The sequence below is a fragment of the Variovorax sp. GW460-12-1-14-LB1 genome, from assembly GCF_059423605.1.
Genome location: NZ_JBWKYF010000018.1, coordinates 64,509 through 86,078 on the forward strand (window position 1 = coordinate 64,509; position 21,570 = coordinate 86,078).

Here is a 21,570-nt window from a genome sequence, read left to right on the forward strand (position 1 = left end):
GCATGGGAACTCAGATGGCAAACACCATTCACGTCGACGTGGTCAGCGCGGAAGAGTCGATCTTCTCGGGCGAAGCCAAGTTCGTCGCGCTGCCCGGTGAAGCCGGTGAGCTCGGCATCTATCCGCGTCACACGCCGCTGATCACGCGCATCCGTCCCGGCGCCGTGCGCATCGAGACGGCCGACGGCGGCGAAGAGTTCGTCTTCGTGGCCGGTGGCATCCTCGAAGTGCAGCCCGACGCCGTCACCGTGCTGTCCGACACCGCGATCCGCGGCAAGGACCTCGACGACGAGAAGGCCAACAAGGCCAAGGCGGCCGCCGAGGAAGCGCTGAAGAACGCGAAGAGCGACATCGACATCGCGATGGCGCAGTCGGAACTGGCCGTGATGGCTGCGCAGATCGCTGCGCTGCGCAAGTACCGCCAGAAGAAGTAAATTAACGCCGCTGCCTTCGGGCAGATGCAACGAGAAAGCCGCCTCCGGGCGGCTTTTTTTCGTCCACCTTTTCCAGGTTGCGGGCAAGTTTGATTTGAATTAGGTCTAAGTTAAGCCTTGCCCGGCTGAAGATGCCCTCCTAGTATTCGCCTTCGCCCGGCGGCCGATCACCTGATCGTTCAACCGGCGCCTTTCCAAAAAGAGCGGAGACAAACGCGTGGCACCCTGGAGCGGCATCACGACCGACGAAATGCGGTTGCTGGAATCGACCTTCTGGTCGGCCGGCGGCTCTCGCCATGCCATGGCCGAGCAGCTGGGCTTCTCCAAGAGCAAGGCCAACGCGCTCATCGCCGGCCTGGTCGACCAGGGCCTGCTGGCCGAGGCCGGCCTGCAGCGCTCCTCGGGCGGTCGCCGCGCCGAAAACCTCCAGCTCAATGCCGAACTCGGCGTGCTCGTCGGCATCGACATCGGTGCCACCAGCCTGGACGTCGCGGTGCTGCGCCCCGACCTCACGGTGCTCGCCCAGCACGAAGAAGCCGCCGACGTGCGCGAAGGCCCGGCCGTGGTGCTGGCCCGTGTGCGCGTGCTCATGCGCGAACTGCTGGCCCGCTGCGGACAGGGCCCACGGAACGTGCTGGGCATCGGCATCGGCGTGCCCGGCCCCGTCAACTTCGAGATCGGCCAGCTCGTGAACCCGCCGCTCATGCCGGCCTGGGACAGCTTCTCGATCCGCGACTACCTGCGCGAAGACTACGCGGCGCCCGTGTTCGTCGACAACGACGTCAACCTGATGGCGCTCGGCGAGCTGTGGCGGCTGCGGCGCTCGCTCTCGAACTTCCTTGTGATCAAGATCGGCACGGGCATCGGCTGCGGCATCGTCTGCCACGGCGAGGTGTACCGCGGCGCGGCCGGCTCGGCCGGCGACGTGGGCCACATCTGCGTCGACCAGGAAGGCCCGCGCTGCCATTGCGGCAACCTGGGCTGCGTCGAGGCGATGGCGGCCGGCCCTGCGATCACGCGCATGGCGATGCAGGCGGCCGAAGCCGGCGAAAGCGCGACGCTCGCCGAATGCCTGCGCACGCGCGGGCGCATCGATGCCTTCGACGTGGGGCAGGCCAGCCGCGGCGGCGATCCGGCAGCCAACGCCATCATCCAGCGCGCCGGCAGCCTCATCGGCCAGATGCTCGCGTCGGTCGTCAACTTCTTCAATCCCTCGCACGTGTTCATCGGCGGCGGCATCACGCGCATCGGACCGCTGTTTCTCGCGGCCGTGCGCCAGAGCGTCTACCAGCGCTCGCTCGCGCTGTCGACGCGGCACCTGGAGATCCAGTACACGCCGCTGGGCACGCAGGGCGGCCTCGTCGGCGCGGGCGTGTTGGCGATGCAGGAAACGCTCAAGGCCCGCGGGGTGGCGCCATGACGAACGCCGTGGCAACCAAGGGCAGCGTGGCCGTCGAGTTCGACGGCGTGGTGAAGGCTTTCGGCCCCGTGCAGGTGCTGCACGGCGTGAGCTTTGCGCTCGCGCCGGGGCGCGTGTATGGCCTGCTGGGCGAGAACGGCGCGGGCAAGTCCACGCTGATGAAGATCCTGTCGGGCTACGAAAGCCTCAGCGGCGGCACCTTGCGCGTCAACGGCCAGCCGCAGCAGTTCACGAGCTCGCGCGATGCCGAGGCGCTGGGCATCGTGCTGATCCACCAGGAGTTCAACCTCGCCGAAGACCTCAGCGTGGCGCAGAACATCTTCCTGGGCCACGAGAAAAAGAAGGGGTTCCTGCTCGACGACGCCGCGATGGAACGCGATGCCGCCGCCGCGCTCGCCGCCGTCGGCCTGGCCATCGACCCGCGCACCAAGGTGCGTCGCCTCATCGTCGCCGAGAAGCAGCTCGTCGAGATCGCGAAGGCCATCGCCCGCCGGGCGCGCCTGCTCGTCATGGACGAGCCCACCGCCACGCTCACGCCCGGCGAGACCGAGCGCCTGTTCAAGCTCATCGCACAGTTGCGCGCCGACGGCGTGACCATCGTCTACATCTCGCACAAGCTCGACGAAGTGGAGCAGGTCACCGACGAGGTGATCGTGATGCGCGACGGCCGCTTCGTGGCGCGCGCACCGACGCCCGAGGTCTCGCGCCAGCAGATGGCCAACCTCATGGTGGGCCGCGAACTCGCCGACCTGTACCCGCCGCGCGACCTCGTCGTGGCCGCTGACGCGCCCGCCCTGCGCGTGCGCAATTTCAGCGTCCCCGGCTGGGCGCAGGACGCGAGCTTCGAGGTGCGCCCCGGCGAGATCCTCGGCTTCGCGGGCCTCGTCGGCGCGGGCCGCACTGAACTCTTCGAAGGCCTGCTCGGGCTGCGCCCCGCCAGCGGCACGGTCGAGATGCGCGGCGAGCCCGTGCCGCACGGCAAGGGCTGGCGCAACCCGCGCGATGCCGCGAAACACGGCCTCACCTACCTCAGCGAAGACCGCAAGGGCAAGGGCCTGCACGTGCACTTCGGCCTGCGCCAGAACCTCACGCTGATGGCGCTCGAGCGCTATGCACAGCCCTGGCTGAAGCCCGACGCGGAACGCGCGGCGCTCGGCGAGGCGGTGAAGGACTACGGCATCCGCACCGGCTCGCTCGACGTGCGGGCCTCGTCGCTGTCGGGCGGCAACCAGCAGAAGCTCGCGCTCGCCAAGGTGCTGCAGCCGCAGCCCAAGGTGGTGGTGCTGGACGAGCCCACACGCGGCGTGGACATCGGCGCCAAGCGCGACATCTATTTCCTGATCCAGCGACTCGCCCGCGAAGGCCTCGCGGTGATCGTCGTCTCGTCCGAGCTGATGGAGCTGATCGGCCTGTGCCACCGCGTCGCGGTGATGCGTGCGGGCCGGCTCGTTGCCACGCTCGACGCGACCCACCTGACTGAAGAGGAGCTCATCGCTCATGCCACCGGAACTGCAGACACCTCCACCGCAGCCTGAAGCGGCCGTCACCGCGGCAGCAGCGCATCGCAGCGAGGCCAAGCCGCGCTGGACCGAGCGCCTGCACGGCCTCGGCCCGGTCATCGGCCTCGTGCTGCTGTGCATCGCGGGCACGCTGCTCAACGGCGACTTCGCCACCGTCGACAACGCGATGAACGTGCTCACGCGCACCGCCTTCATCGGCATCATCGCGGTGGGCATGTGCTTCGTGATCATCTCGGGCGGCATCGACCTGTCGGTGGGCTCGATGGCCGCGCTCATCGCGGGCAGCGTGATCATGTTCATCAACTGGGCCGGCCCGGCCTCGGGCTCGCCGCTGATGGCGGTGATGATGGGCGCGGTGCTCGCCGTGGTGCTCGGCGCGCTGTTCGGCCTGGCGCACGGCCTGCTCATCACCAAGGGCCGCATCGAGCCCTTCATCGTGACGCTGGGCACGCTGGGCATCTTCCGCGCGTACCTCACGTACTTTGCCGACGGCGGCGCGCTCACGCTCGACAACGAGCTGTCCGATCTCTACGCGCCGGTGTACTACGCGAGCCTCGCGGGCATCCCGGTGCCGGTGTGGGTGTTCGTGATCGTCGCGGTCATCGGCGGCGTCATCCTGAATCGCACGGCCTACGGACGCTACGTGCAGGCCATCGGTTCCAACGAGCAGGTGGCGCGCTACGCGGCCGTCGACGTCGACCGCGTGAAGATCCTCACCTACGTGCTGCTCGGCGTGTGCGTGGGCATTGCCACGCTGCTGTACGTGCCGCGCCTGGGCTCGGCCTCGCCGACCACCGGCCTGCTGTGGGAACTCGAAGCCATTGCCGCGGTGATCGTCGGCGGCACCGCATTGAAGGGCGGCGCGGGCAGCATCACCGGCACGGTGGTGGGCGCGATCCTGCTCTCGGTCATCAGCAACATCCTGAACCTCACCAGCATCATCAGCGTGTACCTGAACGCGGCGGTGCAGGGCTTCGTGATCATCGTCGTCGCGTTCCTCCAAAGAGGCCGGCGCTAGTTTTCCGTTCGTTCCGTTCCACCACCAAAGAGGAGACATCCAGCATGACGACTTTCACCCGACGCCTCGCGCTCACGGCGGTTGCCACCGCAGCGTTCGCCGCCAGCCTGCCCGCGCTTGCCGCGGACAAGGTCAACCTCGGCGTGTCGATTCCCGCGGCCACGCACAGCTTCATGGGCGGCATCAACTACTGGGCCAACCAGGCGAAGAAGGACCTCGAGAAGCAGCACAAGGACCTGAAGATCACGATCAAGACCGCCGCCAATGCGCCCGAGCAGGCCAACCAGCTGCAGGACCTGTCGACGGTCACCAAGATCAACGCACTCGTCGTGTTCCCGTTCGAATCGGCCGCGCTCACCAAGCCGGTCGCGCAGGTCAAGGCCAAGGGCGCGTACGTCACCGTGGTCGACCGCGGCCTGACCGACACCAGCGCGCAGGACGCGTACGTGGCCGGCGACAACACGGCCTTCGGCAAGATCCCGGCCGAGTACATCGTCAAGCAGCTCGGCGGCAAGGGTAATGTGGTGGCGCTGCGCGGCATCGCGACCACGCTCGACAACGAGCGCATGGACGCCTTCAACGCGGTGCTCAAGGGCAGCCCCGACATCAAGCTGCTCGACGCCAAGTACGCCAACTGGAACCGCGACGACGCCTTCAAGGTCACGCAGGACTACCTGACGCGCTTCAAGCAGATCGACGCCATCTGGGCCGCCGACGACGACATGGCCGTGGGCGTGCTCAAGGCCATCTCGCAGGCCAAGCGCGACGACATCAAGATCGTGTTCGGCGGCGCCGGCGCCAAGGACATGGTCAAGACCATCATGGACGGCAAGGACAAGCGCATCACGGCCGACGTGAGCTACTCGCCCAAGTTCATCTACGACGCGATCAAGCTCACGGCCGAGGCACGCCTGAAGGGCGAGAAGCTGCCGGCGACCACGATCATTCCGTCGGTGCTGATCACCAAGGAAAACGCGAAAGATTTCTACCATCCCAATTCGCCGTTCTAAGGTGACCGAGATCGCTGCACGTCCCCTGCGCTGCGCCATGGTCGGCGGCGGTCGCGACGCCTTCATCGGCGCCGTGCACCGCAAGGCCATGGCGCTCGACGGCCAGATCGCGCTGGTCGCCGGCGCGCTGTCGTCGAGTCCGGACAAGGCGCGCGCCTCGGGCTGCGACCTCGGCCTGGCCGACGACCGCAACCACGGCGACTGGCAGGCGCTGCTGGCCGACGAGCTGAAGCGCCCGGCCGATGAGCGCATCGACTTCGTCTCGATCGTCACGCCCAACCATGTGCACTACCCGGTGGCGCAGGCCTTCGCGGAGGCGGGCTTCCATGTGGTGTGCGACAAGCCGCTGGTGCACACGCGCGCGCAGGCCGATGCGCTGGTCGCCACCGTGGCGAAGCAGGGCACGGTGTTCGGCGTGACCTACAACTACACCGGCTACCCGATGGTGCGGCAAGCGCGCGAGATGGTGCGCACGGGCCAGATCGGCGAGGTCCGCAAGGTCGTCGTCGAATACAACCAGGGCTGGCTCGCCAGCCACGTGGAAGCCGCGGGCGGCAACAAGCAGGCCGACTGGCGCACCGACCCCGCGCGCAGCGGCGCGGCCGGCGCCATCGGCGACATCGGCTCGCATGCCGAGAACCTCGTGGCCACCGTCACCGGCCTGGAGATCGAGAGCCTGTGCGCCGACCTCGGCGCGCTGGTGCCGGGGCGCCTGCTCGACGACGACGGGAGCCTGCTGCTGCGCTTCAAAGGCGGTGCGCGCGGCGTGCTGGTGGCCTCGCAGATCAACACCGGGCTGGAGAACGACCTGCGCCTGCGCGTCTCCGGCACGCTGGGCACGCTCGAATGGCGCCAGGAACAGCCGAGCCAGCTCGTGCACCTGCCGCACGACGGGCCCCGGCGCGTGCTCACGCGCGGCGCGCCCTGGCTGTGCGAGTCGGCGCGGCGCGCGAGCCGCCTGCCGGCCGGCCATCCCGAAGGCTTCATCGAGGCATTCGCGAATGTCTATGCGGGCGTGGCGGCGGACATCCGCGCGCGGCTCGCGGGGCAGGTGGCCGATCCGCTCGCGGCCGACTATCCGCGCGTGGAAGACGGGGCGCGCGGCGTGCGCTTCATCGAGCGCACGGTGGCGTCGGCTGGAAGCGAATTAAAGTGGACGCCCTGGTAGCCGCGCACGGGCCTCGTTGAAACGAGGCGAGGCCGCGGCACCAGTGGCCGCCATGACGCACTCCTCATCTTCTTTCGACGCCCCTTCGCCTCAGCCTTCATGGCCGCGCGCCCTCTGGCAGCGCTGCCGGACGCTGTGGCTGCTCAAGCTGGCCGGCAACACCGTCGCCACGCTGGGCTTCTTCCCGCTGTACTTCTGGGTCATGCACCACGCCGGGCCGGCGTGGGTGCTGCCGCTCACGGCCGTCGACCGGCTGATCGCGTTCTGGCCGGCGATGCTGCCGGTGTACCTCACGCTGTGGGCCTACATCGCGCTGCCAGTGCTGCTGGCCAAGGACCGGCGCGAGCTGAACACCGTCGCCATCGGCTGCGCGGTGATGACGGCGATCGCGCTGGCCGTGTTCTGGTGGATGCCGACGGCGATCCCGAACTTCGCGATCGATGCCGCGCCGGGTTCGTCGCTGCACTTCCTCAAGACCTTCGACGCGGCGGGCAACGCTTTTCCGTCGCTGCACGTGTCGTTCTCGGTGTTCGCCTGCATGGTGCTGGCGCGGCAGCTGCGCGAAGCCGACGCGCCGGGCTGGCTGCGGCTGCTCAACCTCGCGTGGGCGGTGGCCATCGTGTACTCGACGATGGCGGTGCGTCAGCATGTGCTGATCGACGTGCTGGGCGGCCTCGGGCTGGGCCTGGCGCTGGGCTTCGCGTTGCGCGAGCGCCCATCAGCGGCCCTGGCGCCAGTCGCGGCTTAGACCGATCGCGGTATTCCGCCGCGCGGGCGCCGACGGTACAAAGCGGCATCGCCGTCCACCGAGCCCGCCATGACCTTTCGCCTGTTCTCCCTCGCTGCCGTCGCCTGTCTTCTCGCCAGCCCCGCGCTGGCCATCGACTACCCGGCGCGCAAGCCGGGCCTGTGGGAAATCCAGACCGGAGAGGGCGGCGCGGCCACGGCCAAGGCGCCGGGCCAGACGATCCAGCAGTGCATCGACGCGGCCACCGACAAGGCGATGCGCGAGATGGGCCAGGGCATGGGCAAGGACATGTGCTCGAAGCAGGACCTGCGCCTCGAAGGCGTGAAGCTGGTCATCGACTCGGTCTGCAAGATCGGCCCCACCACCGCGACCTCACGGGCCGTGATGAGTGGCGACTTCAGCAGCGCCTACCGCGTGGAAAGCAAGTCGACCTACAGCCCGCCGCTGATGGGCCGCACCGAAGGCACGAGCGTCGTCGACGCCAAGTGGGTCGGCCCCTGCAAGCCGGGCCAGAAGCCGGGCGACATGGTCATGGGCAACGGCATGAAGATGAACATGCTCGACGCGATGGCGAAGATGCCGCCGCGCAAGTGAACGCGGCCAGTGGTCGGATCAGCCCGCGCCGTTGGCCTTGACCCAGCGCACGATGTCGGCCGCGCCCATCGCGCCGGCCTGCCGTGCGACCTCGCGGCCGCCCTTGAACAGGGCCAGCGTCGGGATGCTGCGGATGTTGAAGCGCGCGCCCAGCGCCTGCACCGCCTCGGTGTCGACCTTGGCCAGCCGCACCTGCGGTTCGAGCTGGGCCGCCGCCTGTTCGTAGGCCGGCGCCATCTGGCGGCAGGGGCCGCACCAGGGCGCCCAGAAATCGACCAGCACCGGGATCTCGTTGCGCGCGATGTGGCGATCGAAGGTGGCCACGTCGGGCAGTGCGGTGGAGTGGCCGGTGAACAGCGGGCGGTGGCAGCTGCCGCAGTCGGGCGCGCTGCCCAGTTGCGCCGTGCGCACGCGGTTGGTCGTGTGGCAGTGCGGGCAGACGATGTGCAGCGATTCGGATTCGGTCATGCCCGAAAAATAGGGGCCGTGTGTCTGGATTGCAAGGCGCGCAGGGCGCCGGGCCTCAGAGCACCACGGGCGCGTCGGGCAGCTCGTTGGTGTCGGGCTGGTCGTCGGCCAGCGGGAAGTGGGCCATCAGCAGCGCCGACACCTCTTCCAGCGCCAGCGTGATGCCGTCCTCGAAGCGGCCTTCGCGGAAGGCCACGGCCATGCGCTGCGTCATGGCGGCCCATTCGGCGGAGCCCACGTGGGCGTCGATGCCGCGGTCGGCCACGATCTCGATCGCGTGCTCGGCCAGCAGCAGGTAGATCAGCACGCCGTTGTTGTGTGCGGTGTCCCACACGCGCAGCTTGCCGAACAGCGTCACGGCGCGCTCCCGGGGCGGTGCGTGGCGCCACAGGTAGGACATCGGCAGGCCGGCCTCGACGCAGATGCGGATCTCGCCGCTGTGGCGGCGCTCGCTCGCGGCCACGCGGCCGGCCAGGCGCTGCATCGCGTCGGCCGGCAGCACGCGGCGCACGGCGGCTTCGTCGGTCCAGCGATGCCGCCAGATGCGGCCCAGCTTCGAGAAGAGCGTGGGGTCTGCAGTTGCCATGGGGTTCACCAGTCTCCCGACGCGCCGCCGCCGCCGAAATTGCCACCGCCGCCGGAGCTGAATCCGCCGCCACCACCTCCGCCGCCACTGCTCCAGCCGCCGCCACCTCCGCCGCTGCTCCAGCCACCTCCACCGCCGCCGCCTCGGCCGCCGCGACCGGGGCCGAAGCCGGCAAGGCCCGAGAACAGCGAGACCATGAGCGCGATCAGCCCGGCGATCACCGCGATCACGGTGCTGGTCGTGAGGAAGAACGCGACCACGCCGATGCCGCCGCCCATGGCGACCGAGCCCATCGTCTTGCCCAGGATGGCGCGCGCGATCGGGGCGCCGACGAAGACACCCACGAACAGGAAGATCGCGAGGTTCTCCCAGTCGAAGCCGTCATTGCTGCTGCCGCTCTGGCTGTTGCGCGAAGGCTCTGGCAGCGGTTCGCCGTCGACCAGACCGATGAGTCGGTCCACCGCCGCGTTCAGGCCGCCCGCGAAGTCGTTGTTGCGAAAGCGCGGCTTCATCTCCTCGTCGATGATGCGCACCGCCGCGAGGTCGGGCACCGCGCCTTCGAGCGTCTTGGCCGTGGCGATGCGCATCTTGCGATCGTCCTTGGCGACGATGACCAGGAGGCCGTCGCCCACGCCCTTGCGGCCGATCTTCCAGGCGTCGCCCACGCGCTGCGTGTAGCTCGCGATGTCTTCGGGCGCCGTGGTCGGCACCATCAGCACCACGATCTGCGAGCCCTTGCGCTGCTCGAAGGCCGCGAGCTTGGTTTCCAGGCCCGAGCGCTGCGCGGCGTCGAGCGTGCCGGTCTGGTCGATCACGCGCGCCGTGAGCGTGGGGATCGGCAGCAGGCCCTGCGCGAGCGCGGGCAGGCCGGCCCATGCGAGGGCCGCGATGAAGATCGCTGCCAGTGCGCGGCGGATCAGGGCTGCGGCCATCGGCGCCGCTTCTTACTTCTTGGGGGTGCTGAAATCGACCGTGGGCGGCGTCGAGATCTGGGCTTCGTTCTGCACCGAGAAATTCGCCTTCGGCTTGTAGCTGAAGACCATGGCCGTGAGGTTGGTCGGGAAGCTGCGCGCGAGCACGTTGTACTCCTGCACGCTCTCGATGTAGCGGTTGCGCGCCACGGTGATGCGGTTCTCGGTGCCCTCGAGCGTCACGCGCAGGTCGCGGAAGGCCTGGTTGGCCTTGAGGTCGGGGTAGCGCTCGGCCACCACCATCAGGCGCGACAGCGCCGACGACAGCTCGCCCTGCGCCTGCTGGAACTTGTTGAAGGCCTCGGGGTTGTTGAGCGTCTCGGGCGTCACCTGGATCGAGGTGGCCTTGGCGCGCGCCTCGATCACCTTGGTGAGCGTGTCCTGCTCGAAGCTGGCCTCGCCCTTCACGGTGGCGACGATGTTCGGCACGAGGTCGGCACGCCGCTGGTACTGGTTGAGGACCTCGCTCCAGGCCGACTTGCTGGCCTCGTCGAGGGACTGGAACTGGTTGTAGCCGCATCCGCTGAGGGACAGGACGGCCGCGAGAATCAGGAACCAGCGCTTCATCATCATTTGCATTACCTCCGCAGAAGGAGGCCGAAGTTAGCATAGATGGGGTCATGGCCCTCGATCCCCTCCACGCCCTGCAGGCTGCGAACCGCGCGGTCCCGCCCGCTGCCGCGCCGCCCACCGGCACGCTGCTGATCGCGGGTGCGACCGGCGCGCTCGGCCAGGAACTGCTGCACCGGCTCGCGGGCCGCCACCGCTTCCAGCGCACGCGCGTGCTGGCGCGCGAGCCCATGCACGACGGGCTGCCCGGCGTCGAGACGGTTCAGTGCCCGGCGCTGCCGATCGCGGAGTGGCCGCTGGTGGCGGCCGACGTGGCGGTGGTCGCCTTCGATCCGCCGCGCCTGTACCACGGCCGCGAGCGCGCGCTGTGGCACCCCGAACCTGCCGACCTGCCCGAGCTGGCGCGCTGGCTGCGTGCCAGCGGCGTGCGCACGCTGGCCATCGTGCAGCCGCACGACCGCGGCCGGCTGCCCGAGGCGCTCAAGCGCGGGCTGGCCAGCCTCGACGAGCAGGCCGTGGTCGCCTGCGACTTCGAGCGCCTGATCCTGCTGCGCTCGGCGCGCAAGCCGGCCGACGTGCGCCTGGCCAACCTGGGCGAGCGGCTCGCGGCCTGGATGCTGTCGATCATGCGATTCATGGTGCCGGCCAACGAGCAACCTGTGCGCGCGCCCAAGATGGCCGAGCTGGTCGACCTCGCGCTGTGCGTGGCGCCGCCCGGCGTCCACGTGGCCGCGCCCGAGATGGTGTGGCAGGCCGCGCAGGGCGCCACCGAGGCGGCGGCACGTGCGTGGCTGATTCCCGCGTCCGCCCCCGAGGCAGCCACTGCCCAGTCACCCGCTGCCACATGGCCGTGACATGGGCAGGGCAAAATCCGGCCTACCCCCTTCGCTCTCGCCCTTCACCGCCATGCCCAAGACCCCTTTCCGCGCCGCCGCGGCCATCGGCGGCACTGCCGACGATGTCGAGGCCGCCTTCTACGAAGCGCTGCAACGCGGCGATGTCGATGCGCTGATGGCCTGCTGGGCCGACGAGGACGAGGTGTTCTGCGTCCACCCGGGCGGCCCGCGGCTGGTGGGCGCGGTGGCGATCCGCGCGGCCTTCGAGCAGATGTTCGCCAACGGTGCCATCCATGCGACGCCGGCGCGCGTGCGCAAGATCGAGTCGCTGGCGAGCGCCGTGCACAACGTGCTGGAGCGCATCGAGGTGCTCACGGCCGAGGGGCCGCGCCATGCCTTCGTGCTGGCCACCAACGTGTATCACAAGACCGCGCAGGGCTGGCGCATGGTGGCGCACCACGCGAGCCCGGGCAGCGCGCGCGAGCCGGACGACGCGAACGATCCACCGCAGGTCCTGCACTGAGTCCTGCCCCGAGCGATGGCCTCTCCCTTTCCTTCTTCCTCTTTCTCACCGGATTCCGCGTCGCCCGTTGCCTACGACGCCATGGGCTACGACGCCCCGCGCTGGCTGCCCGGCGGCAACCTGCAGACCATCTGGGCCGCGCTGTGCGCGCGCCGTTTCGACGGGCCGGCGCCGGTGTACCGCCGCGAGCGCTGGACCGCGCCGGACGGCGACTTCATCGACGTCGACTTCGTCGATGCGCCGCAGCCCGGCCCCCGGCCGCTGCTGGTGCTGTTCCACGGGCTCGAGGGCTCGTCGCGCAGTCACTACGCCGAGGCCTTCGCGGCTTTCGCTGCGTCGCGTGGCATGGCCTTCGCGGTGCCGCACTTTCGCGGTTGCAGCGGCGAGCTGAACCTCGCGCCGCGCGCCTACCACTCGGGCGACCACGAGGAGATCGACTGGATCCTGCGGCGCATGCACGCGCAGCACGTGGTGCAGGGCGGCGGCGGGCCGGTGCTGGCGGCCGGCGTCTCGCTGGGCGGCAATGCGCTGCTGCGCTGGGCCTGCGAGGCCGGCGAGAGCGCGCGGGCCTCGGTCGACGCGGTGGCGTCGGTGTGCGCGCCGCTCGACCTCGCGGCGGGCGGCGAGGCGATCGGGCGCGGCTTCAACCGGCTGGTCTACACGCGCATGTTCCTCGCCACCATGAAGCCCAAGGCGCTGGCCAAGCTGGCGCAGTTCCCGGGCCTGTTCGACCGCGACCGGCTGATGGCCGCGCGCGACCTGTATGACTTCGACGACGTGTTCACCGCGCCGCTGCACGGCTTTCGCAACACCGACGACTACTGGGCGCGCGGCTCGTCCAAGCCGCTGCTGGGCGCGATCCGCGTGCCCGCGCTGGTGGTGAACGCACGCAACGACCCCTTCATTCCGGCCCGCAGCCTGCCGGGGCCGAAGGAGGTCGGGTCGCACGTCACGCTGTGGCAGCCCGCGGGTGGCGGCCACGTGGGCTTTCCGCTTGGCCTGCCGCCGGGGCACGTGGGCGGAATGCCCGAGCGCGTAGGAGGGTGGCTGGCCCACCACCTCTCGTCGACGCGGGCGCAAAATACGGCCCATGGATGACATCGTCAAACAGGCATTGGCCAAGTGGCCGAACGTGCCGCACTGCTACGGCTGGCTCGGCCTGGACGCGCGCGGCAACTGGTACATGCGCGACGACCGCACGCAGGCCCAGGGCCCGTTTCGCAGCGCCAAGGGCTCGATGCTGCGGCACGACAAGCTGATCGACTTCATCCACCGCAACTACGAGCACGACGCCGACGGCCAGTGGTTCTTCCAGAACGGGCCGCAGCGCGTGTATGTCGAGCTGGAGGCGGCGCCGCTGGTGTGGCGCGTGGCGCAGCAGGGCGAGGGCGCCTTCACGGTCACGGCCCACACGGGCGTGCCGGCCGAGGTGTCGGGCTGCCTGCTTGACGAAGAGGGCCGGCTCTATCTGGTCGCGCCGGCGGGGCTCGGGCTGGTGCACACGCAGGACGTGGGCATCGCCGCCGAGGCCGTGGAGCAGGGCGTCTGGACGCCGGAGCCGGTGCGCGCGGCCGACCTGCCGGGGCGCTTCGGCCATGTGCTGAGCCCGGCAGAGCGCCATGCAGGCGTGGCTGTATAGCTATTGAAAAGATAGCAATCCGGATCGTCCGGACGTAAAAAAACCGGCCTGAGAGCCGGTTTTTTCATGGGCGCGAGGCGCCGTCGATTGCTTACTTGGCAGGCGCGCTGGCCGCAGCCGATGCACCGTCGGCCGGCGCGGCAGCCGCTGCCGGACGGTCCGGCACCGGGAACTTGGCGCCACCGGCGTTGGCCAGGTACACCACGGCACGGCCGATTTCGATGTCTTCGAAGTCGCCACCGCCCTGGGCGGGCATGGCGCCCTTGCCCTTGAGCGCGTGCTCGAGCAGCGTCGCGTAGCCCTGGCCGATGCGCGGGCCCCAGGCTGCGGCGTCGTTCAGGTGCGGGGCGCCGGGGATGCCGGGCGCGCCGTGGCAGGCCACGCACTGTGCCTTGAACACGGCATCGCCAGCGGCCAGCGGCCGGTTGGCGTCACGGATCTCGATGGAGCCGACCTTCTTGAGGCGCTCGGCCACTTCACGGTCGCGCGATTCCTTGGTCACGCCGTAGAGCGCCATGTTGTCGCCCTCCGCGGTACCGGCGGGCTTGGTGCCCGAGACCACATAGGACACGAGGCCCACGATGATCAGGATCGGAATGATGAAAGAGAAAAATACCGCGAGCAGCAGTTGCTTCGGGTTCTTGATCGGGCCGGTATGGGCTTCTTCTGTGGCCTGGTTGTGCGGGTCTGCGCTCATGGCGTCCTCAATAACGGGGGGCTCGTCGGGGGCTTTTTCTAACCAACCGGCGATTATAGAGAGGCCCTTTGCCCGCGCGGGCAATTGACCTCTCCATATCGGACGCGCAGGTGTCTCAACCGTTGTTGCGTGTGGCCCAGCCGCCACCCAGCGTCTTGTACAGCGTGACCTGGTTCTGCAGCTGCAGCAGGCGCGTGGCCACCGCCGATTGCTGCGCCGTGAACAGCGAACGCTGTGCGTCGAGCAGGTCGAGCGCGCTGGCGATGCCGTTGCGATAGCGCAGGTCGGACAGCTTGTAGCGCACCGCCTCGGCGTCGGCTTGCGCGGTCTGCGCGCGCGCCTGCTCGCCCAGCGTGGCGCGGCCCGCGAGGGCGTCGGCCACTTCGCGGAACGCGGTCTGCACCGACTTCTCGTACTGCGCCACCGCGATCTCGCGCCCGGCCTTGGCCGAGTTGAGCCCCGCGATGTTGCGGCCTGCATCGAAGATCGGCAGCGTGACCGTGGGCGCGAAGCTCCAGGCCTTGGTGCCGCGGTCGAACAGGTTCGAGAACTCGCTGCTCGCGGTGCCGATCGAGCTGGTGAGGGACACGCGCGGGAAGAAGTTCGCACGCGCCGCACCGATGTTGGCGTTGGCCGCGATCAGCTGCTGCTCGGCCGCGCGGATGTCAGGCCGCTCGGTCAACAGGTCGGAGGGCAGGCCGGCCGGCACGTCGGGCATCGGGCGGATGCCCGCGAGACCCTTGGTGCCGCCGGCGGTGGCCTCGGCCGGCACCGGCGCGCCCAGCAGCAGGGCGAGCGCGTTCTCGTCCTGCAGGCGGGCACGCTGCTGCTGCGCATAGGCGGCGCGCGCGGTCTCGGCCTGCGAGTTCGCAGCCTGGAAGTCGATCTCGGACGACACGCCGTTGTCGAAGCGCAGCTTGGTCAGGCGCACCGATTCGTCGCGCGTGACCATGGTCTGGCGCGTGATCTCGAGCAACTCGTCGTCGGCCAGCAGCGTGAGCCAGCCGCTGGCCACGGCCGCGATCAGGCTGATCTGCGCGGCCTTGCGCGACTCTTCGGTGGCCAGGTACTGCGACAGCGCCTGGTCCTTCAGCGCGCGGATGCGGCCGAAGAAGTCGAGCTCCCACGCGGTGAAGCCGAAGTTGACGGCGTACTGCGAGGCCACGCTGCCCTGCGTCGGATCGATCGCCTGGTAGGCGTTGGGGCTCGAGCGCGAGCCCGTGCCCGTGAGGCCGAGCGCCGGGAACAGCGCCGAGCGCTCGATCTGGAACTGCGCACGCGCCTGCTCGATGTTGAGCACCGACACGCGCAGGTCGCGGTTGTTCGCCAGCGCCGTCTGGATCAGGCCCGCCAGGCGCGGGTCGGTGAAGAAGTCCTGCCAGGGCAGGGCGGCCGCGGCGGGGCCCGACGGCTGTGCCGGGTCACCCGGGTAGGTCGTCGGCACCGGCGCCGCGGGGCGCTCGTAGGTCGGGATCAGCGAGCAGCCCGCCAGCAGCATCGCTGCTGCCAGCACGGTGGGGATCAGAGGTTTCTTAGTCATGGTGTGTGGTATCTCCCGTGATGCCGGCCGCTGCCGCATGCCGCTTGTCGGCCTCGTGCTGGCGCGCGCTGCCCTTGAACAGCGTGCGCACCACCACGAAGAACACCGGCACGAAGATCACGGCCAGGACCGTGCCGGTCACCATGCCGCCGAGCACGCCGGTGCCGATGGCACGCTGGCTCGCCGAGCCTGCGCCCGAGGCCAGGACCAGCGGCAGCACGCCCAGGCCGAAGGCCAGCGAGGTCATGATGATGGGACGGAACCGCAGGTGCGCGGCCTCGAGCGCGGCCTCGACCACGCCGCGGCCCTGCGCCTGCAGGTCTTTCGCGAACTCGATGATCAGGATCGCGTTCTTCGCGGACAAGCCGATGATCGTGATCAGGCCCACCTGGAAGTACACGTCGTTGGAATAGGCGCGCAGCATCGTCGCCACCAGCACACCCAGCACGCCCAGCGGCACCACCAGGATCACCGACAGCGGGATCGACCAGCTCTCGTACAGCGCGGCCAGGCAGAGGAACACCGCCAGGATCGCGAAGCCGTACAGGATCATGGCCTGCGAGCCGGCGAGCTTTTCTTCACGCGACTGGCCGGTCCACTCGAAGCCGAAGCCTTGCGGCAGCTGGCCGGCGAGCTTTTCCATCTCGGCCATGGCCGCGCCCGTGCTCTGGCCCGGCGCCGCGTCACCGCTGATGCGGATGGCGGGGTAGCCGTTGTAGCGCACGGTCTGCGTGGCGCCCGAGACCCACTTGGTGGTCGCGAAAGCCGACAGCGGCACCGGTTGGCCCTTGGTGTTGACGGCGTTCAGGCGCAGCAGGTCGTCCGGCTGCATCCGTGCCGGCGCATCGGCCTGCACCACCACGCGCTGCAGGCGGCCGCGGTTCGGGAAGTCGTTGATGTAGCTCGAACCCAGCGAGGTCGACAGCGCGCTGTTGATCGCGTCGAAGCTCACGCCCAGGGCGTTGGCCTTGTCGCGGTCGATGTCGATCTCCAGCTGCGGCGCGTCTTCCAGGCCGTCAGGGCGCACCTGCGCGAGGATCTTGCTCTGCGAGGCCATGCCCAGCAGTTGGTTGCGCGCGTTGATCAGCGCCTCGTGGCCTGCGCCCGCGCGGTCTTGCAAGCGGAAGCTGAAGCCGCTGGCGTTGCCCAGCTCGGGAATCGGCGGCGGGCTCAGCGGGTAGATGAAGGCGTCGCGGATGCCCGACAGCGCACCGAAGGCACGGCCGGCCAGCGCGCTGGCCGAGTTGGCCGGGTCCTTGCGTTCTTCCCAGTCCTTCAGCGTCACGAAGGCAAGGCCCGCGTTCTGGCCCTGGCCGGAGAAGCTGAAGCCCATCACGCTCACGATGCTCTGCACTTCAGGCTGCTTCAGGATGAAGCCTTCGACCTGTTGCATCACCGACAGCGAACGCTCTTGCGTCGCGCCCGGGGGCAGCTGCACGTTCACGATGATGTTGCCCTGGTCTTCCTCGGGCAGGAACGAGCTCGGCAGGTGCGTGTAGAAGTACGCGACGGCGCCGATGATCGCGGCGTAGATCACGAGGTAGCGTGCGGCGCGGCGCAGGATGCGTGCGACCACGCCTTCGTAGCCCTTGGCCGTGCGCGAGAAGCCGCGGTTGAACCAGCCGAAGAAGCCGCGCTTCTCATGGTGGTGGCCGGCTTCCACCGGCTTGAGCAGCGTGGCGCACAGCGCCGGCGTGAGCGACAGCGCCATGAAGGCCGAGAAGCCGATCGAGGCCACCATCACCGCCGAGAACTGGCGGTAGATGTTGCCGGTCGAGCCCGCGAAGAAGGCCAGCGGCACGAACACCGAGATCAGCACCACGGTCACGCCGATGATGGCGCCCGAGATCTGCTGCATCGCCTTGCGCGTGGCGTCGAGCGGCGACAGCCCCTCTTCGCTCATGATGCGCTCGACGTTCTCCACCACCACGATGGCGTCGTCCACCACGATACCGATCACCAGCACCATGCCGAACATGGTGAGCACGTTGATCGAGAAGCCGAGTGCAAGCAGCGTGGCGAAGGTGCCCAGCAGCGCGATCGGCACCACGATCGTCGGGATGATCGTGTAGCGCCAGTTCTGCAGGAACAGGAACATCACCAGGAACACCAGCGCGATGGCTTCGAACAGCGTCTTCACCACTTCGGAGATCGAGATCTGCACGAAGCGCGAGCTGTCATAAGGAATGTCCCACTTCACGCCCTTGGGGAAGTAGCGTTCCAGCTCGGCCATCTTGGCGCGCACGGCCTTGGCCGACTTCAGCGCGTTGCCGGTGGGCGTGGGCTGCACGCCGATACCGACCGCGGGCACGCCGTTCAGGCGCGCGGAGGTGGCGTAGTTCTGGCCGCCGAGTTCGACGCGCGCCACGTCTTTCAGGCGCACGGTCGAGCCGTCGGTGTTGGCGCGCAGCACGATGTTCTGGAACTGCTCGACGCTGTTGAGCTGGCCGTTCACCGTCACGGTGGCGGAGATCGCCTGGCCGGGGATGTTCGGCAGGTCGCCGAGCGTGCCCGAGGCCACCTGGGCGTTCTGCGCGCGGATTGCGGCATTGACGTCGTTGGCCGACAGGTTGAAGCCTTGCAGCTTCGCCGGGTCGATCCAGATGCGCATCGCGTTCTCGGAGCCGAACAGCTGGGCCTGGCCCACGCCGTCGATCCGCTGCAGTTCCGGCACGATGTTGCGCGCGGCGTAGTCACCGAGCGCCACCGGGTCGAAGTCGGGGTTGTCCGAGGACAGCATCGCGAACAGCAGGAAGTTGTTGCGCGACTTGTCCACGCGCACGCCCTGCTGCGTCACGGCCGAAGGCAGCCGCGGCGTGGCGCGCGAGAGCCGGTTCTGCACGTCCACCTGCGCGAGGTCTTCGTTGGTGCCGGCCTCGAAGCTGATGGTGATGGCGCCGGTGCCGTCGGCCTGGGCCACCGATTCCATGTAGATCAGGCCGGGCGAGCCGTTCATCTCGCGCTCGATCACGGACAGCACGCTGTCCTCGAGCGTTTGCGCGGAGGCACCGGGGTAGGCGACGTTGATCACGATGGCCGGTGGGGCCACCGGCGGGTACTGCGAGATCGGCAACTGCGTGATGGCGACGCCGCCCACCACGATGATGAACAGTGCGATCACCCACGCGAAGATAGGTCGGTCGATAAAGAATTTGGCCATGCGAGGCGCTCCTGATTACTTCTTGTCAGCCGGGGCCGAAGCCGGGCTGGCGGCGGGTGCCGCTGCGGCAGCAGACGCTGCCGGTGCCGCGGGTGCAGCCGCGCCGTTCGGCGTCGGCTTCTGCCACGGCACCGCCTTCACGGGCGTGCCGGGCGGCATCATCTGCAGGCGTTGGAAGCCGTCGACCATCACCTGTTCGCCGGCCTTCAGGCCGTCGAGCACCACCCACTGGTTGTCCTTGGCGGCGCTGATCTTCACGGTGCGCTGGCTCAGCTTGCCGTCGGCGCTGACCACCGTCACGTGGTCGCCCTGCTGGGTGCGCGTGACGGCCTGTTGCGGCACCGTGATGGCGTTCGTCACCTGGGCCTGCTCGAGCTTCACGCGCACGTACAGGCCGGGCAGCAGCTCGCCCTTGGGGTTCGGGATCTCGGCGCGCAGCGTGACCTGGCCGGTGGTCGGGTCGACCGTGAGGTCGGAGAACAGCAGCTTGCCGTCCTGCCCGTAGTCGGTGCCGTCTTCGAGCACCACGCGGATGCTCGCGGCTTCTTCGCCGCTCGCACGCTTGTACTGGCCGGCGGCCACGGCGCGGCGCAGCTTGAGCACGTCGGAGGCCGACTGCGTGAAGTTCACGTACAGCGGGTTGATCTGCTGCACCACGGCCAGCTCGGTGGCGTCGCCCTGGCCGACCAGTGCGCCTTCGGTGACCAGCGCGCGGCCGATGCGGCCCGCGATGGGCGAGGTGACATCGGCGTAGCCCTGGTTGATCTTGGCGGTCTGCAGCAGCGCGCGGTTGGCGGCCACGTCGGCGTCGGCCGTCTTGGCGGAGGCCACGGCGGTCGCGTATTCCTGCTTGCTCACGGCGTTGGCCTCGACCAGCGGCTTGTAGCGGTCGGCCAGTGCCTTGGCCTGCACGGCGTTGGCTTCGGCGCGGGCCAGGGCGGCCTGGGCGTTCTGCGTGGCGGCCACCAGCGGTGCGGGGTCGATGCGGAACAGCAGCTGGCCGGCCTTCACGTCGCTGCCTTCGCGGAACTCGCGCTTGAGCAGGATGCCCGGGGTGCGGGCGCGCACCTGGGCGATGCGCGAGGCTTCGAGGCGGCCGGGCAGCTCGGTCACGAGGCCCACGTCGGTGGGCTTGACCGTCACCACGCCGACTTCAGGCGCCGGACGGGCGCCACCGCCACCGCCGCCCGGTCCGGCCGGGGCCTCGCCCTTGCCGCAGGCGGCCAGGAACAGGAGGGAGACGAGGGCCACGGTCGCGAGACGCGGCGAAAACGACAAGGACGGTTGACGCGAGACATGCAGAAGAGGCATGTGATTCCTTTGATGCGAAGACGGGAGATGGCGCGTTTGCGGGAGAGATCCGTAAACCAGCACGGGCAGGTGGGCCATCCGAGAAGCGCGCTAGTTTACATACATTCATGGATGTATAGTGACAGCCATGCAATGGCCCCACGATACGCAAAGGGCGTTCGCTTTACAAATCAGGAGACTTGGTGGCACGTCGTACGAAGGAAGAAGCACTGGCGACGCGGAATCGATTGCTCGATGCCGCGGAACTGCTGTTTCAGGCGCAAGGTGTTTCGCAGACCACGCTGCAGCAGATCGCGCAGCAGGCCGGCGCGACCCGGGGCGCCATCTACTGGCACTTCAAGGACAAGGCCGATCTGTTCAACGCCATGATGGAGCGCGTGATCCTGCCGCTGGAGACGCCGCCCAAGAGCGACATCCCCGGCGATGACCCGCTGGTCGAGATCGAGGAAGGCCTGATCCATGCGCTGACGCTCATGGTCGCCGACCCGCAGGTGCGGCGCGTGTTCGACATCGCGACCCACAAGGTCGAGTACACGCATGACATGGCCTCGGTGCAGCAGCGCCACCTGGACGCGCGCAACGCCTGCGTGGTCGATTTCGAGAAGGCCCTGCGGCTGGCCGCGCGGCGCGCCCGCATCCGGCTGCCGTTGCCGGGCGCGGTCGCGGCGCAGGGCATGCACGCCCTGATGGGCGGGCTGATCCAGAACTGGCTGCTCGACCCCACGGCCTTCGACCTCGTGTCGACCGGCCGGCGCACCTTCCGCGTCTACCTGGCCGGGCTCGGTTTCCCGCGCACGCCGGCCGGTGGCGTCCCGACGGCGCACGACGCGGAAACCACCGCGGCCTGATAGGCCATAATGTGTGGCTCCGGTGCATTCCGGAGCACCCCTCTCGCTGTATTTCAACGGATAGAATTCGGCCCTCCGAAGGCTGAGATCCAGGTTCGATTCCTGGCGGCGGGACCACCTTCAAGACCGGAAATTCCGCAAGGGCTTCCGGTTTTTTCACTTCTTCCCCGACCCGGCCCGGCCTTGCGCGACAAGGCCGATCCGGAGATCCGCGCGACCGGGCCGTGACACGCCGTTGCACCCTGTCACCCGGACGCACGCATGTAAAAATTCCCCGCATGATGGAGCTCTCCGAACTGGACGAAACCAGCCTCGCAGCACACGCCGCCGAATGGCGTCGGCGCGCGCTGCGCGGCGAGAAACAGGCCCGCGGCATCGCACATGCCCTGGAGGCCGAGATGCGCCGCCGCTTCGGCGATTCGATTCCGCCGAGCCAGAGCGCCGACCTGGACACCCGCCCCCTCGCCCTGCGCCAGCCACCGCGTCCGTGGTGGAAGTTCTGGTGAATC

Annotated in this window: 22 protein-coding genes and 1 tRNA gene; 15 read left to right on the forward strand and 8 right to left on the reverse strand. The window is 69.1% G+C overall.

Going from position 1 to position 21,570, the window contains the following annotated elements:
- Nucleotides 1-14: 14 nt before the first annotated feature.
- The 8 genes from AC07Y4_RS12050 to AC07Y4_RS12085 all read left to right on the forward strand — a co-directional run bounded on the left by AC07Y4_RS12050 (nucleotide 15) and on the right by AC07Y4_RS12085 (nucleotide 7,912).
- Nucleotides 15-434 (forward strand): F0F1 ATP synthase subunit epsilon, encoded by a 420-nt coding sequence (locus AC07Y4_RS12050; RefSeq protein WP_062480186.1) that lies wholly within the window; start codon nucleotides 15-17, stop codon nucleotides 432-434.
- A 250-nt stretch (nucleotides 435-684) separates the two neighbouring features.
- Complete coding sequence (locus AC07Y4_RS12055) at nucleotides 685-1,854, forward strand: ROK family protein (protein ID WP_139705568.1); 1,170 nt, start codon at nucleotides 685-687, stop codon at nucleotides 1,852-1,854.
- Nucleotides 1,851-3,389 (forward strand): sugar ABC transporter ATP-binding protein, encoded by a 1,539-nt coding sequence (locus AC07Y4_RS12060; RefSeq protein WP_487847392.1) that lies wholly within the window; start codon nucleotides 1,851-1,853, stop codon nucleotides 3,387-3,389. The genes AC07Y4_RS12055 and AC07Y4_RS12060 overlap by 4 nt, the downstream gene beginning before the upstream one ends.
- The gene (locus tag AC07Y4_RS12065; protein ID WP_390348256.1) at nucleotides 3,352-4,392 is read left to right on the forward strand and encodes an ABC transporter permease; all 1,041 of its coding nucleotides are present in this window, start codon (nucleotides 3,352-3,354) and stop codon (nucleotides 4,390-4,392) included. The genes AC07Y4_RS12060 and AC07Y4_RS12065 overlap by 38 nt, the downstream gene beginning before the upstream one ends.
- A gap of 44 nt (nucleotides 4,393-4,436) precedes the next feature.
- Nucleotides 4,437-5,402: a substrate-binding domain-containing protein gene (locus AC07Y4_RS12070; protein WP_062480193.1), complete on the forward strand. Its 966-nt coding sequence runs from the start codon at nucleotides 4,437-4,439 to the stop codon at nucleotides 5,400-5,402.
- Between the two features lie 37 nt (nucleotides 5,403-5,439).
- The gene (locus AC07Y4_RS12075) at nucleotides 5,440-6,570 is read left to right on the forward strand and encodes a Gfo/Idh/MocA family protein (RefSeq protein ID WP_487847754.1); all 1,131 of its coding nucleotides are present in this window, start codon (nucleotides 5,440-5,442) and stop codon (nucleotides 6,568-6,570) included.
- A gap of 52 nt (nucleotides 6,571-6,622) precedes the next feature.
- A complete protein-coding gene (locus tag AC07Y4_RS12080) occupies nucleotides 6,623-7,318 on the forward strand; it encodes a phosphatase PAP2 family protein (protein WP_487847391.1) in 696 nt (231 codons plus the stop codon).
- A 69-nt stretch (nucleotides 7,319-7,387) separates the two neighbouring features.
- A complete protein-coding gene (locus tag AC07Y4_RS12085) occupies nucleotides 7,388-7,912 on the forward strand; it encodes a DUF3617 domain-containing protein (protein WP_487847390.1) in 525 nt (174 codons plus the stop codon).
- A gap of 18 nt (nucleotides 7,913-7,930) precedes the next feature.
- Here AC07Y4_RS12085 and trxC read toward each other — a convergent pair whose 3' ends face one another.
- The 4 genes from trxC to AC07Y4_RS12105 are packed head-to-tail and all read right to left on the reverse strand — an operon-like array spanning nucleotide 7,931 to nucleotide 10,510.
- Nucleotides 7,931-8,380 carry a thioredoxin TrxC gene (gene trxC, locus AC07Y4_RS12090; RefSeq protein WP_070063801.1) on the reverse strand — a complete coding sequence of 150 codons (450 nt, stop codon included), beginning with the start codon at nucleotides 8,378-8,380 and terminating at the stop codon, nucleotides 7,931-7,933.
- A 55-nt stretch (nucleotides 8,381-8,435) separates the two neighbouring features.
- Entirely contained in the window at nucleotides 8,436-8,966 is a 531-nt protein-coding gene (locus AC07Y4_RS12095) for a TPM domain-containing protein (protein ID WP_070063861.1), read from the reverse strand.
- 5 nt (nucleotides 8,967-8,971) lie between these two features.
- Nucleotides 8,972-9,898 carry a TPM domain-containing protein gene (locus AC07Y4_RS12100; RefSeq protein WP_487847389.1) on the reverse strand — a complete coding sequence of 309 codons (927 nt, stop codon included), beginning with the start codon at nucleotides 9,896-9,898 and terminating at the stop codon, nucleotides 8,972-8,974.
- A 12-nt stretch (nucleotides 9,899-9,910) separates the two neighbouring features.
- Nucleotides 9,911-10,510, reverse strand: a complete 600-nt coding sequence (locus AC07Y4_RS12105) for a LemA family protein (protein ID WP_172438430.1) — start codon at nucleotides 10,508-10,510, stop codon at nucleotides 9,911-9,913.
- Nucleotides 10,511-10,557: 47 nt separating this feature from the next.
- Here AC07Y4_RS12105 and AC07Y4_RS12110 point away from each other — a divergent pair, with 47 nt between their 5' ends.
- The 4 genes from AC07Y4_RS12110 to AC07Y4_RS12125 all read left to right on the forward strand — a co-directional run bounded on the left by AC07Y4_RS12110 (nucleotide 10,558) and on the right by AC07Y4_RS12125 (nucleotide 13,505).
- Nucleotides 10,558-11,361 (forward strand): hypothetical protein, encoded by an 804-nt coding sequence (locus AC07Y4_RS12110; protein ID WP_487847388.1) that lies wholly within the window; start codon nucleotides 10,558-10,560, stop codon nucleotides 11,359-11,361.
- A gap of 52 nt (nucleotides 11,362-11,413) precedes the next feature.
- Entirely contained in the window at nucleotides 11,414-11,866 is a 453-nt protein-coding gene (locus tag AC07Y4_RS12115; RefSeq protein ID WP_062481770.1) for a YybH family protein, read from the forward strand.
- Between the two features lie 81 nt (nucleotides 11,867-11,947).
- Complete coding sequence (locus AC07Y4_RS12120) at nucleotides 11,948-12,964, forward strand: YheT family hydrolase (protein ID WP_487847387.1); 1,017 nt, start codon at nucleotides 11,948-11,950, stop codon at nucleotides 12,962-12,964.
- Nucleotides 12,957-13,505 carry a DUF2946 family protein gene (locus AC07Y4_RS12125; RefSeq protein WP_487847386.1) on the forward strand — a complete coding sequence of 183 codons (549 nt, stop codon included), beginning with the start codon at nucleotides 12,957-12,959 and terminating at the stop codon, nucleotides 13,503-13,505. The genes AC07Y4_RS12120 and AC07Y4_RS12125 overlap by 8 nt, the downstream gene beginning before the upstream one ends.
- Before the next feature lie 91 nt (nucleotides 13,506-13,596).
- Here the strand turns inward: AC07Y4_RS12125 and AC07Y4_RS12130 are convergent, their stop codons facing one another.
- From AC07Y4_RS12130 to AC07Y4_RS12145, 4 genes are all read right to left on the reverse strand, one after another.
- Nucleotides 13,597-14,202 carry a c-type cytochrome gene (locus AC07Y4_RS12130; protein WP_495274576.1) on the reverse strand — a complete coding sequence of 202 codons (606 nt, stop codon included), beginning with the start codon at nucleotides 14,200-14,202 and terminating at the stop codon, nucleotides 13,597-13,599.
- A 115-nt stretch (nucleotides 14,203-14,317) separates the two neighbouring features.
- Nucleotides 14,318-15,742: an efflux transporter outer membrane subunit gene (locus AC07Y4_RS12135; RefSeq protein WP_062481759.1), complete on the reverse strand. Its 1,425-nt coding sequence runs from the start codon at nucleotides 15,740-15,742 to the stop codon at nucleotides 14,318-14,320.
- The gene (locus tag AC07Y4_RS12140) at nucleotides 15,735-18,902 is read right to left on the reverse strand and encodes an efflux RND transporter permease subunit (RefSeq protein ID WP_062481757.1); all 3,168 of its coding nucleotides are present in this window, start codon (nucleotides 18,900-18,902) and stop codon (nucleotides 15,735-15,737) included. Before AC07Y4_RS12140 ends, AC07Y4_RS12135 begins: the two co-directional genes overlap by 8 nt.
- Nucleotides 18,903-18,917: 15 nt before the next feature.
- Nucleotides 18,918-20,213: an efflux RND transporter periplasmic adaptor subunit gene (locus AC07Y4_RS12145; RefSeq protein ID WP_062481754.1), complete on the reverse strand. Its 1,296-nt coding sequence runs from the start codon at nucleotides 20,211-20,213 to the stop codon at nucleotides 18,918-18,920.
- A 182-nt stretch (nucleotides 20,214-20,395) separates the two neighbouring features.
- Here AC07Y4_RS12145 and AC07Y4_RS12150 point away from each other — a divergent pair, with 182 nt between their 5' ends.
- The 3 genes from AC07Y4_RS12150 to AC07Y4_RS12160 all read left to right on the forward strand — a co-directional run bounded on the left by AC07Y4_RS12150 (nucleotide 20,396) and on the right by AC07Y4_RS12160 (nucleotide 21,567).
- Nucleotides 20,396-21,061, forward strand: a complete 666-nt coding sequence (locus tag AC07Y4_RS12150; RefSeq protein ID WP_370869694.1) for a TetR family transcriptional regulator — start codon at nucleotides 20,396-20,398, stop codon at nucleotides 21,059-21,061.
- 42 nt (nucleotides 21,062-21,103) lie between these two features.
- Nucleotides 21,104-21,178: transfer RNA gene (locus AC07Y4_RS12155), tRNA-Arg, on the forward strand.
- A gap of 161 nt (nucleotides 21,179-21,339) precedes the next feature.
- Nucleotides 21,340-21,567, forward strand: coding sequence for a hypothetical protein (locus AC07Y4_RS12160; RefSeq protein ID WP_062481748.1), 228 nt, complete (start codon nucleotides 21,340-21,342; stop codon nucleotides 21,565-21,567).
- Nucleotides 21,568-21,570 lie beyond the last annotated feature (3 nt).

Bases quoted from the DNA above. Each gene is read 5' to 3' on its own strand.
- AC07Y4_RS12050 (WP_062480186.1), top strand. From the start codon at position 15: ATGGCAAACACCATTCACGTCGACGTGGTCAGCGCGGAAGAGTCGATC.
- AC07Y4_RS12055 (WP_139705568.1), top strand. From the start codon at position 685: ATGCGGTTGCTGGAATCGACCTTCTGGTCGGCCGGCGGCTCTCGCCAT.
- AC07Y4_RS12060 (WP_487847392.1), top strand. From the start codon at position 1,851: ATGACGAACGCCGTGGCAACCAAGGGCAGCGTGGCCGTCGAGTTCGAC.
- AC07Y4_RS12065 (WP_390348256.1), top strand. From the start codon at position 3,352: ATGCCACCGGAACTGCAGACACCTCCACCGCAGCCTGAAGCGGCCGTC.
- AC07Y4_RS12070 (WP_062480193.1), top strand. From the start codon at position 4,437: ATGACGACTTTCACCCGACGCCTCGCGCTCACGGCGGTTGCCACCGCA.
- AC07Y4_RS12075 (WP_487847754.1), top strand. From the start codon at position 5,440: ATGGTCGGCGGCGGTCGCGACGCCTTCATCGGCGCCGTGCACCGCAAG.
- AC07Y4_RS12080 (WP_487847391.1), top strand. From the start codon at position 6,623: ATGACGCACTCCTCATCTTCTTTCGACGCCCCTTCGCCTCAGCCTTCA.
- AC07Y4_RS12085 (WP_487847390.1), top strand. From the start codon at position 7,388: ATGACCTTTCGCCTGTTCTCCCTCGCTGCCGTCGCCTGTCTTCTCGCC.
- trxC (WP_070063801.1), bottom strand. From the start codon at position 8,380: ATGACCGAATCCGAATCGCTGCACATCGTCTGCCCGCACTGCCACACG.
- AC07Y4_RS12095 (WP_070063861.1), bottom strand. From the start codon at position 8,966: ATGGCAACTGCAGACCCCACGCTCTTCTCGAAGCTGGGCCGCATCTGG.
- AC07Y4_RS12100 (WP_487847389.1), bottom strand. From the start codon at position 9,898: ATGGCCGCAGCCCTGATCCGCCGCGCACTGGCAGCGATCTTCATCGCG.
- AC07Y4_RS12105 (WP_172438430.1), bottom strand. From the start codon at position 10,510: ATGATGATGAAGCGCTGGTTCCTGATTCTCGCGGCCGTCCTGTCCCTC.
- AC07Y4_RS12110 (WP_487847388.1), top strand. From the start codon at position 10,558: ATGGCCCTCGATCCCCTCCACGCCCTGCAGGCTGCGAACCGCGCGGTC.
- AC07Y4_RS12115 (WP_062481770.1), top strand. From the start codon at position 11,414: ATGCCCAAGACCCCTTTCCGCGCCGCCGCGGCCATCGGCGGCACTGCC.
- AC07Y4_RS12120 (WP_487847387.1), top strand. From the start codon at position 11,948: ATGGGCTACGACGCCCCGCGCTGGCTGCCCGGCGGCAACCTGCAGACC.
- AC07Y4_RS12125 (WP_487847386.1), top strand. From the start codon at position 12,957: ATGGATGACATCGTCAAACAGGCATTGGCCAAGTGGCCGAACGTGCCG.
- AC07Y4_RS12130 (WP_495274576.1), bottom strand. From the start codon at position 14,202: ATGAGCGCAGACCCGCACAACCAGGCCACAGAAGAAGCCCATACCGGC.
- AC07Y4_RS12135 (WP_062481759.1), bottom strand. From the start codon at position 15,742: ATGACTAAGAAACCTCTGATCCCCACCGTGCTGGCAGCAGCGATGCTG.
- AC07Y4_RS12140 (WP_062481757.1), bottom strand. From the start codon at position 18,902: ATGGCCAAATTCTTTATCGACCGACCTATCTTCGCGTGGGTGATCGCA.
- AC07Y4_RS12145 (WP_062481754.1), bottom strand. From the start codon at position 20,213: ATGCCTCTTCTGCATGTCTCGCGTCAACCGTCCTTGTCGTTTTCGCCG.
- AC07Y4_RS12160 (WP_062481748.1), top strand. From the start codon at position 21,340: ATGATGGAGCTCTCCGAACTGGACGAAACCAGCCTCGCAGCACACGCC.